Origin of the sequence: Polaribacter butkevichii, from assembly GCF_038024105.1 — a bacterium.
Taxonomy (GTDB): Bacteria; Bacteroidota; Bacteroidia; order Flavobacteriales; family Flavobacteriaceae; genus Polaribacter; species Polaribacter butkevichii.
Genome location: NZ_CP150661.1, coordinates 2,490,834 through 2,504,493, shown reverse-complemented (window position 1 = coordinate 2,504,493; position 13,660 = coordinate 2,490,834). Strand labels below are relative to the sequence as shown.

General features: G+C 30.2%; 16 protein-coding genes. 3 read left to right on the top strand and 13 right to left on the bottom strand.

From position 1 onward, the window contains the following. Positions 1–62 precede the first annotated feature (62 nt). From WG951_RS10660 to WG951_RS10650, 3 genes are all read left to right on the top strand, one after another. Positions 63–1,436 (top strand): DUF1800 domain-containing protein, encoded by a 1,374-nt coding sequence (locus tag WG951_RS10660; RefSeq protein ID WP_105049821.1) that lies wholly within the window; start codon positions 63–65, stop codon positions 1,434–1,436. A 101-nt stretch (positions 1,437–1,537) separates the two neighbouring features. Further along, positions 1,538–2,728, top strand: coding sequence for a DUF1501 domain-containing protein (locus tag WG951_RS10655; RefSeq protein ID WP_105049822.1), 1,191 nt, complete (start codon positions 1,538–1,540; stop codon positions 2,726–2,728). 97 nt (positions 2,729–2,825) lie between these two features. Further along, the gene (locus WG951_RS10650) at positions 2,826–3,800 is read left to right on the top strand and encodes a YitT family protein (RefSeq protein ID WP_105049823.1); all 975 of its coding nucleotides are present in this window, start codon (positions 2,826–2,828) and stop codon (positions 3,798–3,800) included. Positions 3,801–3,834: 34 nt separating this feature from the next. Here the strand turns inward: WG951_RS10650 and WG951_RS10645 are convergent, their stop codons facing one another. The 13 genes from WG951_RS10645 to WG951_RS10585 all read right to left on the bottom strand — a co-directional run bounded on the left by WG951_RS10645 (position 3,835) and on the right by WG951_RS10585 (position 13,622). Next, positions 3,835–4,974: an ATP-binding protein gene (locus tag WG951_RS10645; protein ID WP_105049824.1), complete on the bottom strand. Its 1,140-nt coding sequence runs from the start codon at positions 4,972–4,974 to the stop codon at positions 3,835–3,837. Between the two features lie 2 nt (positions 4,975–4,976). Further along, positions 4,977–5,729: an SDR family NAD(P)-dependent oxidoreductase gene (locus WG951_RS10640; protein ID WP_105049825.1), complete on the bottom strand. Its 753-nt coding sequence runs from the start codon at positions 5,727–5,729 to the stop codon at positions 4,977–4,979. A gap of 193 nt (positions 5,730–5,922) precedes the next feature. Then, entirely contained in the window at positions 5,923–6,864 is a 942-nt protein-coding gene (locus WG951_RS10635; protein WP_105049826.1) for a hypothetical protein, read from the bottom strand. 79 nt (positions 6,865–6,943) lie between these two features. After that, complete coding sequence (locus WG951_RS10630) at positions 6,944–7,411, bottom strand: hypothetical protein (protein ID WP_146105296.1); 468 nt, start codon at positions 7,409–7,411, stop codon at positions 6,944–6,946. A 97-nt stretch (positions 7,412–7,508) separates the two neighbouring features. Continuing rightward, on the bottom strand, positions 7,509–8,375 hold the full coding sequence (gene atpG / locus WG951_RS10625) for an ATP synthase F1 subunit gamma (protein WP_105049828.1): 867 nt from the start codon (positions 8,373–8,375) through the stop codon (positions 7,509–7,511). Positions 8,376–8,424: 49 nt separating this feature from the next. Next, the gene (gene atpA, locus WG951_RS10620) at positions 8,425–10,002 is read right to left on the bottom strand and encodes a F0F1 ATP synthase subunit alpha (RefSeq protein WP_105049829.1); all 1,578 of its coding nucleotides are present in this window, start codon (positions 10,000–10,002) and stop codon (positions 8,425–8,427) included. 21 nt (positions 10,003–10,023) lie between these two features. Next, a complete protein-coding gene (gene atpH, locus WG951_RS10615; RefSeq protein WP_105049830.1) occupies positions 10,024–10,581 on the bottom strand; it encodes an ATP synthase F1 subunit delta in 558 nt (185 codons plus the stop codon). Positions 10,582–10,589: 8 nt separating this feature from the next. Further along, a complete protein-coding gene (locus WG951_RS10610; RefSeq protein WP_105049831.1) occupies positions 10,590–11,090 on the bottom strand; it encodes a F0F1 ATP synthase subunit B in 501 nt (166 codons plus the stop codon). Positions 11,091–11,244: 154 nt separating this feature from the next. Then, the gene (gene atpE, locus WG951_RS10605; protein ID WP_013993139.1) at positions 11,245–11,433 is read right to left on the bottom strand and encodes an ATP synthase F0 subunit C; all 189 of its coding nucleotides are present in this window, start codon (positions 11,431–11,433) and stop codon (positions 11,245–11,247) included. A 36-nt stretch (positions 11,434–11,469) separates the two neighbouring features. Continuing rightward, entirely contained in the window at positions 11,470–12,603 is a 1,134-nt protein-coding gene (gene atpB / locus WG951_RS10600; RefSeq protein WP_105049832.1) for a F0F1 ATP synthase subunit A, read from the bottom strand. Positions 12,604–12,687: 84 nt separating this feature from the next. Continuing rightward, positions 12,688–13,074 (bottom strand): DUF6168 family protein, encoded by a 387-nt coding sequence (locus tag WG951_RS10595; RefSeq protein WP_105049833.1) that lies wholly within the window; start codon positions 13,072–13,074, stop codon positions 12,688–12,690. Then, complete coding sequence (locus tag WG951_RS10590; protein WP_105049834.1) at positions 13,067–13,285, bottom strand: AtpZ/AtpI family protein; 219 nt, start codon at positions 13,283–13,285, stop codon at positions 13,067–13,069. Before WG951_RS10590 ends, WG951_RS10595 begins: the two co-directional genes overlap by 8 nt. Beyond that, a complete protein-coding gene (locus WG951_RS10585) occupies positions 13,251–13,622 on the bottom strand; it encodes a bactofilin family protein (protein ID WP_317044734.1) in 372 nt (123 codons plus the stop codon). Before WG951_RS10585 ends, WG951_RS10590 begins: the two co-directional genes overlap by 35 nt. Positions 13,623–13,660: the final 38 nt, after the last annotated feature.

The following is a 13,660-nucleotide window of genomic DNA, read 5'->3' as shown; positions in this document are numbered from 1 at the left end:
CGTAAGAGTTGGGTTTTTTATTGATAAATTAAACTATCTTTAAGTTATTAAGTCTAAAGGTCATGAAATCAGCACATATACAACACTTATATAATAGAATTGGTTTTGGTATTACACCAAAAGAACTTGCACGTTTATCTAAAAAAAGTAAGAAAAATGTGGTAAACGAGTTATTTACTGCCTCTAATAAAACAACAGTTTTAAAGGTTGATATTTCTTTTCTAAAAGGTAAAACGTATAAAGATTTTAAAGATAAAGAGCAGAAGAAAGAGCTTCAAAAAATTAGTAGAAAAAAAGTTTTAGAATTGTCTACAGCTTGGTTTCAAAGATTAAATAATCCTTCTGAAATTTTACGTGAAAAAATGACCTTGTTTTGGGCAAATCATTTTGTGTGTGAGAGTAAAAACATCTTATTTGTAGAGAGTTACAATAATGCATTGCGTAAAAATGCTTTGGGTAATTTTAGAGATTTTACAAAAATTGTTTCTAAAGAACCAGCAATGTTGGCATATTTAAACAACAAACAAAATAAAAAAAAGAGTCCGAATGAGAATTTTGCTCGCGAATTAATGGAGCTATTTACTTTGGGGCAAGATCAGTATACAGAACAAGATATAAAAGAGTCTGCAAGGTCTTTTACAGGGTATAATCATAATTTTAGGGGGCAATTTACTTTTAAAGAAAAACAGCACGACAATAAAGAAAAAACTTTTTTTGGTAAATCGGGTAATTTTAATGGGGATGATATTATAGACATTATTCTACAAAAGGAACAATGTGCAAGGTTTATTTCAGAAAAAATTTACACTTATTTTGTAAATGAAAATATCAATAAAAAACATATTGATGAAATGGTTGCTGTTTTTTATAAAGATTACAACATCGAAAAATTAATGCGTTTTGTATTGCTTTCTAAATGGTTTTATGAGGATGAAAATATTGGAACAAAAATAAAATCGCCCATAGAATTTTTGGTAGGCATTAATACCGTTGTGCCTTATAAAATAGAGAAAACGAGACAAATTATTCTGGTTCAAAGATTATTAGGTCAAATATTAATGAGTCCGCCAAATGTTTCCGGATGGAAAACAGGTAGAAATTGGATTGATAGCAATACCATTGTTACACGTTTACGTTTGCCCTCTGTACTGCTAAATAATGCTGAAATTGCCTATTCTGAAATTGGTGATGAAGAAACTATGATTACCAATTTTAAGAAAAGAAAACTTCGTAGAAAGGCTTTTATAAAAGTAAGTGCAGATTGGAATTCTTTTGAAGAAAACTATAAAAACAATTCTAATAAAGAGTTGGTGCATCAAATAATTACTTCAAAAATAAATAAAGGAACAGAAGAAATGTTAGAAAGAAATCAGCAACTTTCTAAACACGATTTTGTTGTACAATTAATGAGTTTGCCAGAATATCAACTTTGCTAAATAAAAACACATGAACCTTTCTACTAACAAATACATGATGATTTTTCTATTTAATTTTGGAAAGCAACATGTGACCATCAAAAAAAAATAAAAACGACCACATGAAACGTAGAGATTTTTTAAAACAGACAACTTTTGCTTCGGGGATGTTTTTTGTGCCTCAGTTTTTAAAGGCTTTCGAGAACAATTCTATGAAATCTTTTAGCAATAAGAAAGTAGTCATTATTCAGTTAAAAGGAGGGAATGATGGTTTAAATACGGTTGTGCCTTTTAACAACGATATTTATTATCAACAAAGAAGTAACATCGCCATAAAACAAAACGATTTATTTAAAATTTCTGATGAAGTTGGATTGCATAAAAGTCTACAACCTTTGCAGGATTTGTACAATAAAGGCTTTGTAAGCATCATAAACAATGTTGGGTATCCAAACCCTAATTTATCACATTTTAGAGCTACAGACATTTGGCAAACCGCTAGTGATAGTAATGAGTATTTGCAAAATGGTTGGGTAGGTCGTTATTTAGATTACACCAAAGGAAATCCTTATAGTGCAATTGAAGTTGATGAAAGTTTGTCTTTAATGTTAAAAGGAAAAACCCAAAATGGATTGGCAATTACAGATCCAAAAATGTTTTATAATTCTATGCGTGCACCATTTTTTAATAACGTGGTTGCTAATTATAAAGATGCACATTTAAGTGAGCACAACTTGGGGTATTTGTACAATACCATGATTGATGCAAAATCATCTGCAAAACATATTTACGAGCAAAGTAATACCAAAAACACATTTGCAGAATACCCAAAAAATATTTTTGGAAAACAACTAAAAACCATATCTCAATTTATAAATTCTGGTTTAGAAACACAGGTTTATTATGCAGGTTTAAGTGGGTTTGATACACATGCAAACCAAGCAGGCACACAAGAAAGATTGCTAAAAATATATGCAGAAAGTATGGAGGTGTTTATTAATGATTTGCAAAAAAATAATGCTTTTGATGATGTCTTGATTCTTACTTTTTCTGAATTTGGTAGACGCGTAAAACAAAACGAATCTAAAGGGACCGATCATGGTACCGCAAATAATGTTTTTGTAATGGGAAAAAACTTAAAGAAACAAGGTTTGTATAATGATTTGCCAGATTTAGGAAACTTAGATAAAAATGGAAACCTTACATATGAGATAGATTTTAGAGAAATTTACGCAACTATTTTAGACAAATGGCTACAAGTAGATGATGTAGCTATTTTAAATAAATCATTTTCTAAATTGGGGTTTGTTTAATGCTTGCTATTGTTAAAAAAACCATTAATTTCGTCTAAGTCCTGATAGATTTATCTTATTATCATTTCCCCTATAACCGGAAAAAACTTAGAAATAAATGAAAGCATTTTTAGCAAACATTATTATTAAAACCACGTTAAAGTTTAAAGACAAAAAAAAATATCCAAAAGGAAGCCCTTCTGAATATAAATTAGCCAAAAGATATAGAGAACTTTTGGTAACCTTTAAACGGAATTTTAAAAATGTAGTACTTATAGTAATTGGTATTTTTTCTGCCTCTTTTGGTTTTAAAGGCTTTTTGCTAACAAACGATTTTATTGATGGTGGTGCTACGGGTATTTCTTTATTAATAGCTGCCGTTACCGGAATTCCGCTTTATATTCTCATTATTGGTATTAATGTTCCCTTTGTGTTTTTAGGATATAAAATTATGGGAAAACAATTTGCTATAAAAACAGCTTTGGCAATTACTGGGCTAGCTCTTTGTGTGGCAATTGTTCCTTTTCCTAATGTTACAGATGATGATTTATTGGTTGCAATTTTTGGTGGTTTTTTTCTTGGAGCAGGAATAGGACTTGCAATTAGAGGGGGTGCAGTAATTGATGGTACAGAGGTCTTAGCCATTTACCTAAGTAGAAAGTTTGGTGCAACCATTGGCGATATCATTATATTAATTAATGTTTTCATTTTCTCTTTTGCAGCCTATTTACTTTCTATAGAAGTGGCTCTTTATTCTATGATAACCTATATGGCAGCCTCAAAAACCTTAGATTTTATAATTGAAGGAATCGAAGAATACATTGGCGTTACTATTATTTCATCACAAAGTAATAGAATAAGAGAAATGATTGTAGAAAAGCTAGGTAGAGCTGTTACTATTTATAAAGGAGAAGGTGGTTACGCTAAACATGGTGTTAGTAAAGAAATGGACATTATTTACACCGTAATTACACGTTTAGAGGTAAATAAACTAAATACAGAAATAGAAAAAATAGAATCAAATGCTTTTATCATTATGAATAGTATAAAGGATATAAAAGGAGGGATGATTAAAAAAAGACCTTTGCATTAACTAATGTTATTTTGTTTAAATAATTAGAAGAATTCTAATTATACTGTACTTTTCTAATAACACGCATGGCCTCTTTGTATTTTATATAAGTGGTTTTATCTTCTAAGTTTCTGATATAAGTTTTTGCTTTTTTTAGTTGATCTGCAGCATCTATAAAACCATGAAGAAAGCAAATAAGGTAGTTTGTAGGTAAGCGTAAAACAGCTTCGTTTTCTATATCAGAAAGCGGAATTTCTTTCTCAATTTTTTGTATAATAGCTTTGTTGTTTTTATAAATGTGTAGCATAATACCAACATCTAACTTAGGAGGAACAAATAAAAATTCTTTTACAATAACGTGTTTTCCGTTTTCTTTAAAATTGATAATTGTTTTCTCTAAAGGATACAGTTTTTCTTGCTTTTCTAAACCTAAATAAATGTATTCAGTAATAATAAAAGATTGATTATTATAACTAATTTGTACATCATCTAAAGCAGAAAAAAATAGTTTTACTTGTTCATTAATTAATTCAATATCTACTCTAGAAAAGAATTCTTCCCCATTTATAATTTTCTTTTCTCCTGCCCAACACAACACAAATTGCTCATTAAAAACCTTGTATTGTGGGTTGTATGCTGGTTTGTGATTGTTGATGAAATCAAAAACACCGTCTAACGTTAGTTCTATATTGTTACGTGCATTTTTTTCTATTGCTTCAACAATTTCCTTATTGGTGTTTCGTAATTCAAAATTGCCAGATGAAGGTATTGAGTTACTTCCTCGTCTGTAAAACGTGTTTCCTTTTCTATATTTCCAAGTATTTTTTAAAAGAGATGTAATTTTATTATTCGGATAAATAGTAACCAAACCAATTACTTTATGACGCGGTAGCCTCGGAAAAGGAACATTTTCATATTCTATTTTTGGTGGGTTTTTTAAATACGCGTTTACCAAATTCTGAATTTTGCTATCATCAAAAAAATCGACACCAATAATCTTGTTTTCTTCGTCCTCGATACCAATTACCAAGTAAGAGTTGTTTTCTGGATTGGAGTTAGAAAGTGCACAAATATGTTTTAAAAACTTTGCTTTACCTTCTTTAGAATTTAAAGATAACTTTTGCTTTTTATCGTAAAAACTATTCTCATCATTATGAGAAAGTAAGTTTTTAATAAGTAAGCGTTTGTTTATCATTTTTAATTTCTATTCAAAATTGTAGGTGTTGCCTGTGCTGTTGGGTATACCACTAAATCTTCAATATTAACATGGTAAGGTCTAGATATAACAAAGTAAATAATATCGGCAATATCATCAGCTTGCAAAGCTTTATAACCAGCATACACAGATTTTGCTTTTTCGGTGTCTCCTTTAAAACGAACTTCAGAAAATTCTGTTTCTACTGCCCCAGGATGAATTGCAGACACACGAATGTTATGTTTGTTTAAATCTATTCTCATCGCCTTATTTAAGGCATTTACGGCATGTTTAGAAGCACAATATACATTTCCGTTAGGATACACATCTTTTCCTGCAATAGAGCCTATATTAACAATAAAACCGTTGTTTCTATCCGTCATTTGTGGAATGATAGCTTTAGAAACGTATAAAAGACCTTTTACGTTAATATCTATCATTGCATCCCAATCATCAATAGATCCATCTTGTATGCTAGATAAACCATGTGCATTTCCTGCATTGTTTATTAAAATATCAATTTTCTTAAAATTTTCTGGTAATGAATTTATGGCAGTCTCTACAGATGTTCTATCGGAAACATCAAACTGTAAAGTGGTTACCTCGGTAAGTTTGCTTAATTCTTCTTTAAGCTTTGTTAATCTATCTGTTCTTCTTCCGCAAAGAATTAAACGAATATTATTTTTTGCAAAAATTTCTGCTGTTGCTTTTCCTATTCCAGAAGTTGCTCCGGTTATAAATGCTGTTTGTTTCATTATTTTTTATGACGATTGTTTAAACGCTGTAAGAACGTTAAATATGGTTATAAAATTATGAAAACATCTGTTGGTTGTCAGTATTTTAAGTATTATTTTTTCATCAAATTATTAACAAAGAAAAAACCGTCCTCCTCAGGACGGTTTATCTTTCAATTGGTAACTAACCAATCAAAAATCAACTAACCAAACTTTATTTTAAATTTCTTCTATTCTTTTGTTTTCTTATTACCTTAGTACGTTTTCTATTTTCATTCCTTACAACTTCTTTTAAATCTTTTTTAGAATTTTCACCTTTTAGGTATTGTACAAATCCTCTTCCTAAAAAATTATATGTGGTTTCAGAATTTACGTTATATAACTCTATTCTTCCATCATTAATAACGGTCAACTCAAATTCTTCAATATCTCCTCCATCATAATTTAATGTTAAAATCTTTAGATCGTCATAACCTGTCACGTCAAATATTTCATACCCACCTACATAATCCCAATTGATATTATCAATTTGTGTGCCAAAAGAATCTTGAGAACTATAAAAAGTTGTTATATTTTCTGGTGTAAAAGCTAAATAATTTTCATCATCAAAAGCATTTGGTACACCACCTTTAGTCGATACTTTTTCCCAACCAATATATTCTTGTAAAAAGTATTCTATGTTTTCGTAAAACAATTTATCGTAATCAAATTCATTTACCTGATATCCAATTAAATAGTAATCAACGTTTTGTCTGTAATTGTATAATTTAATTTCATTATTAGAAAGCACTGTAACTTCAAAATCGCTAATACCATCTATATCATGGTTGGTTTTTAATATTCCATTGAAAGTATTGTACGTCCCAACATCAATACCAAAACCATCTCCTGTTCTGCCAATATCGGTAATATTGTTATTTGCATATAAAACACCATTTATAAAAGACAATGTAAATGCTCTAGAAACATAAGGAATATCTCCATTTCCTGTAGTTTGGTTATAATCTACATACCATAAATCATAATTAGAAATTACTCGTTCTAATGAAACTTGATTTTGATAACCGTCGTCAAATGAATCTTGATAAACTGTAGAACAAGAAGATAAAAGTGTTCCTGTAATGATAATTGTTAAAAGTAGTTTTATCGATTTCATAAGCTTCTATTTATTGGTTACGCTTAACTGATTTCAAAATACGTGCCAAAATAATAATAGGTTGTCTAAATGTGTCTTTTTAATGAATATTTGTATCTGTTTTTTCTACGTTTTTAATTTTATAATAATTTGTTTTTCCTTTATGTTGATAACTAATCACAGCTTCATTTTCTTTTAAATTAAATGGAAACTGTTCTGATATAGGAATTGGGTTTTCTAATTCTTTAATGGGATTAGCATCTAGCGTAAAATCTTTTAAAAGATTATTTTTTTTAAATGTGGCATATGCGTATTTATTTCCTTTTATATCTTTAATTTTAAGCTTTATTTTATTTTTTCTGAAATATAGACTATCAAAATTGATATTATTTTTTGATGTATATTTAATATGAATTTCAGAAAACGTATCTTTAGTTGTGTTGCTTAAAGCACTGTAATAAGTACTAGATAAAATAGAAAAAGGTGGTTGTTTTTCTAAATGAGAACTGGCACATTGTAAATAAAATAATGCAATACAGAGCGTTAAAATTATTTTTATAGTTTTCATAGGAGTGTAATTTAAAATAAATTTTTCAAATTCTATGCCAATAAATAAAAAAAAGCGAACCAAATTGGTTCGCTTTATATTTTATAAAAAACTAATCTTAGTTATTTAAAGCTTCTGCTCCACCAACAATTTCTAATATTTCATTAGTAATTGCTGCCTGACGAGCTTTATTATAAGTTAATAATAATTCGTCTCTTAATTCTGTTGCGTTGTCTGTAGCCTTATGCATTGCAGTCATACGTGCACCGTGTTCAGAAGCAAAACTATCTCTAATAGCTTTGTATAATTGTGTTTTTAAAGACTTTGGTATTAAAGCTTCTACAATTTCTTCTTTAGAAGGTTCAAATATATAATCAGAGTTTACTGCATCAGCATCTCCTCCTTCTATAGGTTTAATTGGCAAAAATTGTTCTATTTGAGGTATTTGAGTTGCTGCGTTTTTAAATTGATTGTAAAAAACTTCAATTCTATCATAAGTTCCATTGGCATAAAAACTCATTAACTCTTCTGCAATTACTGCAACATTATCAAAAGTTAAATCGTCGTAGATATGATTTCTAGATTCAACAATATTAAATTGTTTTGCCAAAACATCACCACCTTTTTTACCAATAGTAAGTAAATCTACTTCAACATTACTATATTTTTCTTTTACCGTTTTAATAACTTCTTTGGTTATTGATGAGTTAAAACCACCACATAAACCTCTGTTAGAAGTTACTACAACTAATAAAACTTTAGAAACTTCTCTTTGAGTTGAATATACACCACCTGCATCACTATCTAAAGTTGCACTTAAATTTTGCAACAATTCAGTTAGTTTAGATGAATAAGGGCGCATTGCCGTAATTGCATCTTGTGCTTTTTTCAACTTTGCAGCAGATACCATTTTCATGGCAGATGTAATCTGCATTGTAGATTTAATAGAAGTAATTCTATTACGTATTTCTTTTAAGTTTGCCATTCTATTGGAATTTTGAAATTCCCGCTTTCGCGGGAATGACAACTATGTTTTATGCGAAATGAGTAGAAATTTCTTTAGCTGCTGCTTCTAATACTGTAATTGTTTCTGGAGTTAATTTACCAGATTTCAATACATCTAAAGTATCTCTATGTTTAGAGTTTAAATAATCTATATAATCTCTTTCGAATTTTTTAACTTGGTCTACTGGTACATCTTTTAACAAGTTTTTAGAACCTGCATAGATAATTGCTACTTGATCTTCTACTGAGTAAGGATCATTTTGTGCTTGTTTTAAAATTTCAACGTTACGTTGTCCTTTAGAAATTACACTCATTGTAGCTGCATCTAAATCAGAACCAAACTTTGCAAACGCTTCTAATTCACGGTATTGAGCTTGATCTAATTTTAAAGTACCAGATACTTTTTTCATAGATTTAATTTGTGCGTTACCACCAACACGAGATACAGAAATACCTACGTTAATTGCCGGACGAACACCAGAGTTAAATAAATCTCCATCTAAGAAAATTTGTCCATCTGTAATCGAAATTACGTTTGTTGGAATATATGCAGAAACGTCACCTGCTTGTGTTTCAATAATTGGCAATGCAGTTAAAGAACCTCCACCTTTTACAATTCCTTTTAAAGAATCTGGTAAATCGTTCATTTCACTTGCAATTTTGTCATCATTAATAACTTTTGCAGCACGTTCTAATAATCTAGAGTGTAAGTAAAATACATCACCAGGATATGCCTCACGTCCTGGAGGTCTTCTTAATAATAAAGAAATCTCACGGTATGCAACAGCTTGTTTAGATAAATCATCATAAATAATTAAAGCTGGTCTACCAGAATCTCTAAAGTATTCTCCAATTGCAGCTCCTGCAAATGGTGCATATACTTGCATTGCTGCAGGGTCTGATGCATTTGCTGCTACGATTGTAGTGTAGGCTAAAGCTCCTTTTTCTTCTAACATATTAGCAATTGCTGCAACAGTAGATGCTTTTTGACCGATAGCTACGTATATACAATATACTGGTTCACCAGCATCAAAAAATTCTTTTTGATTTAAGATGGTATCAATAGCAACTGTAGATTTACCAGTCTGACGGTCTCCAATGATTAACTCACGTTGTCCACGTCCAACAGGAATCATTGCATCAATAGATTTAATACCAGTTTGTAAAGGTTCTGTTACAGGTTCTCTAAAGATAACCCCAGGAGCTCTACGCTCTAGTGGCATTTCGTAAGTTTTACCTTTAATAGGTCCTTTACCATCAATAGGATTTCCTAAAGTATCTAAAACACGTCCTACAACGCCTTCACCTGCTCTTAAAGAGGCAATACGTTCTGTACGTTTTACAGTAGAACCTTCTCTAATAGAAGTAGAGGCTCCTAATAATACAACTCCTGCATTATCTTCTTCTAAGTTTAATACGATACCTTCTAATCCGTTTTCGAATTCTACTAATTCACCATATTGAACATTAGAAAGACCGTAAACACGAGCAATTCCATCTCCTACTTGTAAAACAGTTCCTACTTCATTTAAAGTTGCTTTAGCTTCAAAATTTGTTAACTGTTGTTTTAAAATTGCTGATACTTCAGCTGGTTTAATACTTGCCATCTTTTATGATTTGATGTATAATTAAATTTTTGGAATGTAATGACTGTTGTCAAATTCCTTTTTCAATTCGTTTAAATAATTAGAGATACTTGCATCATATTGCACATCTCCAACTCGTAATATAAATCCTCCTAAAATAGCAGGGTTTACCACGTTTTCTAAATTTGCTTTGTCTCCTGTTAAGGCAACAATTTTTTCTAAAATTTGTTTTTCGATATCTGCAGTTAAAGGAACAGCTGTTGTTACTTTAGCAACTTGCATGTGTTTATCAAAATCATAAATTAGAGCATATTGTTTTGCTATAGAAGCAAGCATTGCTATTCTTTTATTATCTTGTAATAAATGAAATAACCCAAGAGTAATATTGTTAACTTTACCTTCAAATAATGCGTTTAACACATTTCTTTTATCAGTAGCTTTAACAATAGGACTTCTTAACATTACTTCAAACTCAGCGTTTTCAGAAATTGTTTTTGTTATAAATAACATATCGTCATTTACGGCAGTTTCTTCTTTAGAATCTTTAGCAAGGTTTAAAATTGCTTTTGCATAACGTATTGCTGCTCTTGCGTTTTTCATGCCCTAACTTAGTTTAAAGTAACATCTTTTAAGATTCCTTCAACTAATTCTAGTTGATCTTTCTTATTAGATAATTCTTTTTTAATAACTGATTCTGCAATACCTATAGACAATTCTGCAACATTCTTTTTTAATTCTGCTAAAGCTGCTTGTTTTTCTTGAATGATAGCTGCTTGTGCATTTTCAATCAATTTAGTAGTTACTTCTTTAGCATCTTCTTTAGCTTCTGCAATCATATTATCTCTAATATCTCTTGCTTCTTTCATCATTGCTTCTCTTTCTGCTCTTGCTTCTTTTACTAGCTTTTCGTTATCGGCTTGTAAATTTTGCATTTCTTTACGTGCATTGTCTGCAGCTGCTAAAGCATCTTCTATACCAGATTCTCTTTCTTCCAAAGAAGTTAAAATTGGTTTCCAAGCAAATTTTACCATTAAAGCGATTAACGCTATTAATAGGATTAATGAAACTACAAATAACCCCGGTGAAAAATCGTTTAATAAGGTTTCCATTCTATAAACTAATTAATTTTTTATTTCTTTTTTTGTTTAATTTAAAAGAACTCCTTTATGTTTCTTTTAAAATTAGTTTTCCCATGCGATGGGAGTTTAAAAATAGGTTCTGTAACCAACCGTTACAGAACACTATTTTTTGTTTTTGTTTGGATTATTTTCCTAAGAATAATGCACCAAATGCTAAACCTTCTAATAATGCAGCGATAATAATCATTGCTGTTTGAATTTTTCCAGTTGCTTCTGGTTGACGAGCAATACCTTCCATTGCTTTACCACCAATTTGACCTAAACCAATTCCTGCTCCGATTACGATTAATCCTGCTCCAATTAAATTGTACATAATAAATGTATTTTTATTAAATTAAACAAATTTGTATTAATGATGCTCAGGCTCTGCTACTGCCATACCTATAAATAATGCTGAAAGCATTGTAAAGATATATGCTTGTAAGAAAGCTACTAAAACCTCAATTAATGTTATAAAAAATGATAAGGCAAAAGACAAACCTGTTGCTCCAACCACACCAAGTGATTCTTTTAGAGTAAACATAATTGCTATTAAGCTCATTACCACAATATGACCTGCTGAAATGTTTGCGAACAAACGTACTGATAATGCAAATGGTTTAATTAAAAAGGCACCTGCTAATTCTATAATTGCTAAAATTGGTCGAATTAAGTATGGTACACCTGGCATCCAAATCATGTGCATCCAGTATCCTTTATTACCACTTACTGTGTAAATTACAAATGTAAATACCGCTAAACATAATGTAATTGTTATTTGTCCTGTTACGTTAAATCCTAACGGAGTTAAACCTACTAAGTTTAAAACCCAAATAAAGAAAAATACAGTTAATAAGTATCCTGTAAATCTTCTGTAGTGCTTTTCACCGATATTTGGTCTAGCTATTTCATCTCTAACATATAATACTAAAGGCTCTAAAACTCTAGAGAAACCTGTAGGTATTTTTTTTGTTTTGTATTGATTTGCCAATCTAGAAAACCAGAACAATAATAATAAACCTATTAAAAGAACTCCTACAACTGTTTTAGTCATAGAGAAATCTAAAGGTTTATGAGCATTTGTTGCATGGTGGTGTTCATCAAAAGAGATTGCTGAAGCACCTTTTTCTAATTCGTAAATCTTAGAATGAAGCTTCGCAAATTTTAACCCATTTTTTTCTACGATTACATGACCGTCATCATTATGATGAAACTCTGATGACATAAATGTAACCAAACCTTCACTAGACCATAAGATTATTGGTAAAGGAAAACCAACATGTTTTCTTTCTCCATGATCACCTGTGTATGAAAACAAAGTAAAATCATGAGAATCCTTAATGTGATGTAACACATAGGCTTCTATTTCTTCTTTCGTATTTACGCGACCACCATCACTTTGGTCATCGTGCTTTTTATCAGATTCTAATGCAAATCCCACTGAAGTAAAGAGGGATACTGCTGCTATTAAAAGAAACTTGATTGTTTTTTGTGCAATCTTCATTGTTAAAATACGCTTTCTAAATTCGCGGCAAAGATATGTAATAATTCAAAACTACAAACCTTTTTTTCGGGTATTTAATTATTATTATTTTTTCTTCAATATTTTGGCTACAAATAGGGCTTCTATTAATAAAAAAACAATTGCCGGAATGAATAAGGATAATCTTTCAGAAAAAGTTAATTCGTTTTCCGAAAATAGGGATGTGTAAAACAAGATGCTAAATAGTGTTAATTTTAAGAGTATTGTACCAAGGTAAATAAAACCTAATTGCTCAAAAATTTTAGGAATTCTAGAAAAAAACAAGAAATTTGTGCATATTAATAAGGAGAACGCATAATGGAATAAGTATACCTTTTTTAATGAGTATGGCAATGTAATGGTTTGTTCTTCTATAAAATAACTATGTATTGTAAAGCTTAATAAAAAAAGTGTAAAGAATACAATAGAAAATACGAGTATGCTTTTAATCATTAATTTTGTTGGCTTGTTTTATTAATGAATACATGGCCAAAAAGATGGCTAATAAAGTGATGGTTTCTTTTAAAAAAGAAGTCTCTATTTTTTTATCTAACCATTCCCCTAACAAAAATCCTAGGTAAATAGTTAATCCCATTTGCAAACCTGCTCCAGAGAGTTGCATGGCTTTATTAAGCGGTCTTTTCTGAGAGTCTTTTTTGTTCATTACTAGCTTTTAATTCTTTTAATGTTCCTTTCATAGTACAAGTTGCATTAAAAGAAGCGCCTGGTTCTACAGAAAGTTTAGAAATTACTACTTCTCCAGAAATGTTAGCAGTTGCTTTTACGGTTAAAATGTTCGATACTAAAAGTTGTCCAGAGAATTTACCTTCTATATCTGCGTTGCCACTCTCTACTTTACCTTTAATAAAACCTTCTGCACCAATAATAACTCTACCGTTGGTTACTAAAGTTCCTTCTAAAGATCCATCAATTCTAAAATCACCATCAGATTTAATATCACCAACAATTGTTGTGTTTTTAGCTATAACATTTCTTTCCATAACTTTATTCTTTTGCGGTTTTTTTGTTTTACTACTAA

Coding starts and splice junctions, on each gene's coding strand:
- WG951_RS10660 (WP_105049821.1), top strand. CDS start 63: ATGAAATCAGCACATATACAACACTTATATAATAGAATTGGTTTTGGT.
- WG951_RS10655 (WP_105049822.1), top strand. CDS start 1,538: ATGAAACGTAGAGATTTTTTAAAACAGACAACTTTTGCTTCGGGGATG.
- WG951_RS10650 (WP_105049823.1), top strand. CDS start 2,826: ATGAAAGCATTTTTAGCAAACATTATTATTAAAACCACGTTAAAGTTT.
- WG951_RS10645 (WP_105049824.1), bottom strand. CDS start 4,974: ATGATAAACAAACGCTTACTTATTAAAAACTTACTTTCTCATAATGAT.
- WG951_RS10640 (WP_105049825.1), bottom strand. CDS start 5,729: ATGAAACAAACAGCATTTATAACCGGAGCAACTTCTGGAATAGGAAAA.
- WG951_RS10635 (WP_105049826.1), bottom strand. CDS start 6,864: ATGAAATCGATAAAACTACTTTTAACAATTATCATTACAGGAACACTT.
- WG951_RS10630 (WP_146105296.1), bottom strand. CDS start 7,411: ATGAAAACTATAAAAATAATTTTAACGCTCTGTATTGCATTATTTTAT.
- atpG (WP_105049828.1), bottom strand. CDS start 8,375: ATGGCAAACTTAAAAGAAATACGTAATAGAATTACTTCTATTAAATCT.
- atpA (WP_105049829.1), bottom strand. CDS start 10,002: ATGGCAAGTATTAAACCAGCTGAAGTATCAGCAATTTTAAAACAACAG.
- atpH (WP_105049830.1), bottom strand. CDS start 10,581: ATGAAAAACGCAAGAGCAGCAATACGTTATGCAAAAGCAATTTTAAAC.
- WG951_RS10610 (WP_105049831.1), bottom strand. CDS start 11,090: ATGGAAACCTTATTAAACGATTTTTCACCGGGGTTATTTGTAGTTTCA.
- atpE (WP_013993139.1), bottom strand. CDS start 11,433: ATGTACAATTTAATTGGAGCAGGATTAATCGTAATCGGAGCAGGAATT.
- atpB (WP_105049832.1), bottom strand. CDS start 12,603: ATGAAGATTGCACAAAAAACAATCAAGTTTCTTTTAATAGCAGCAGTA.
- WG951_RS10595 (WP_105049833.1), bottom strand. CDS start 13,074: ATGATTAAAAGCATACTCGTATTTTCTATTGTATTCTTTACACTTTTT.
- WG951_RS10590 (WP_105049834.1), bottom strand. CDS start 13,285: ATGAACAAAAAAGACTCTCAGAAAAGACCGCTTAATAAAGCCATGCAA.
- WG951_RS10585 (WP_317044734.1), bottom strand. CDS start 13,622: ATGGAAAGAAATGTTATAGCTAAAAACACAACAATTGTTGGTGATATT.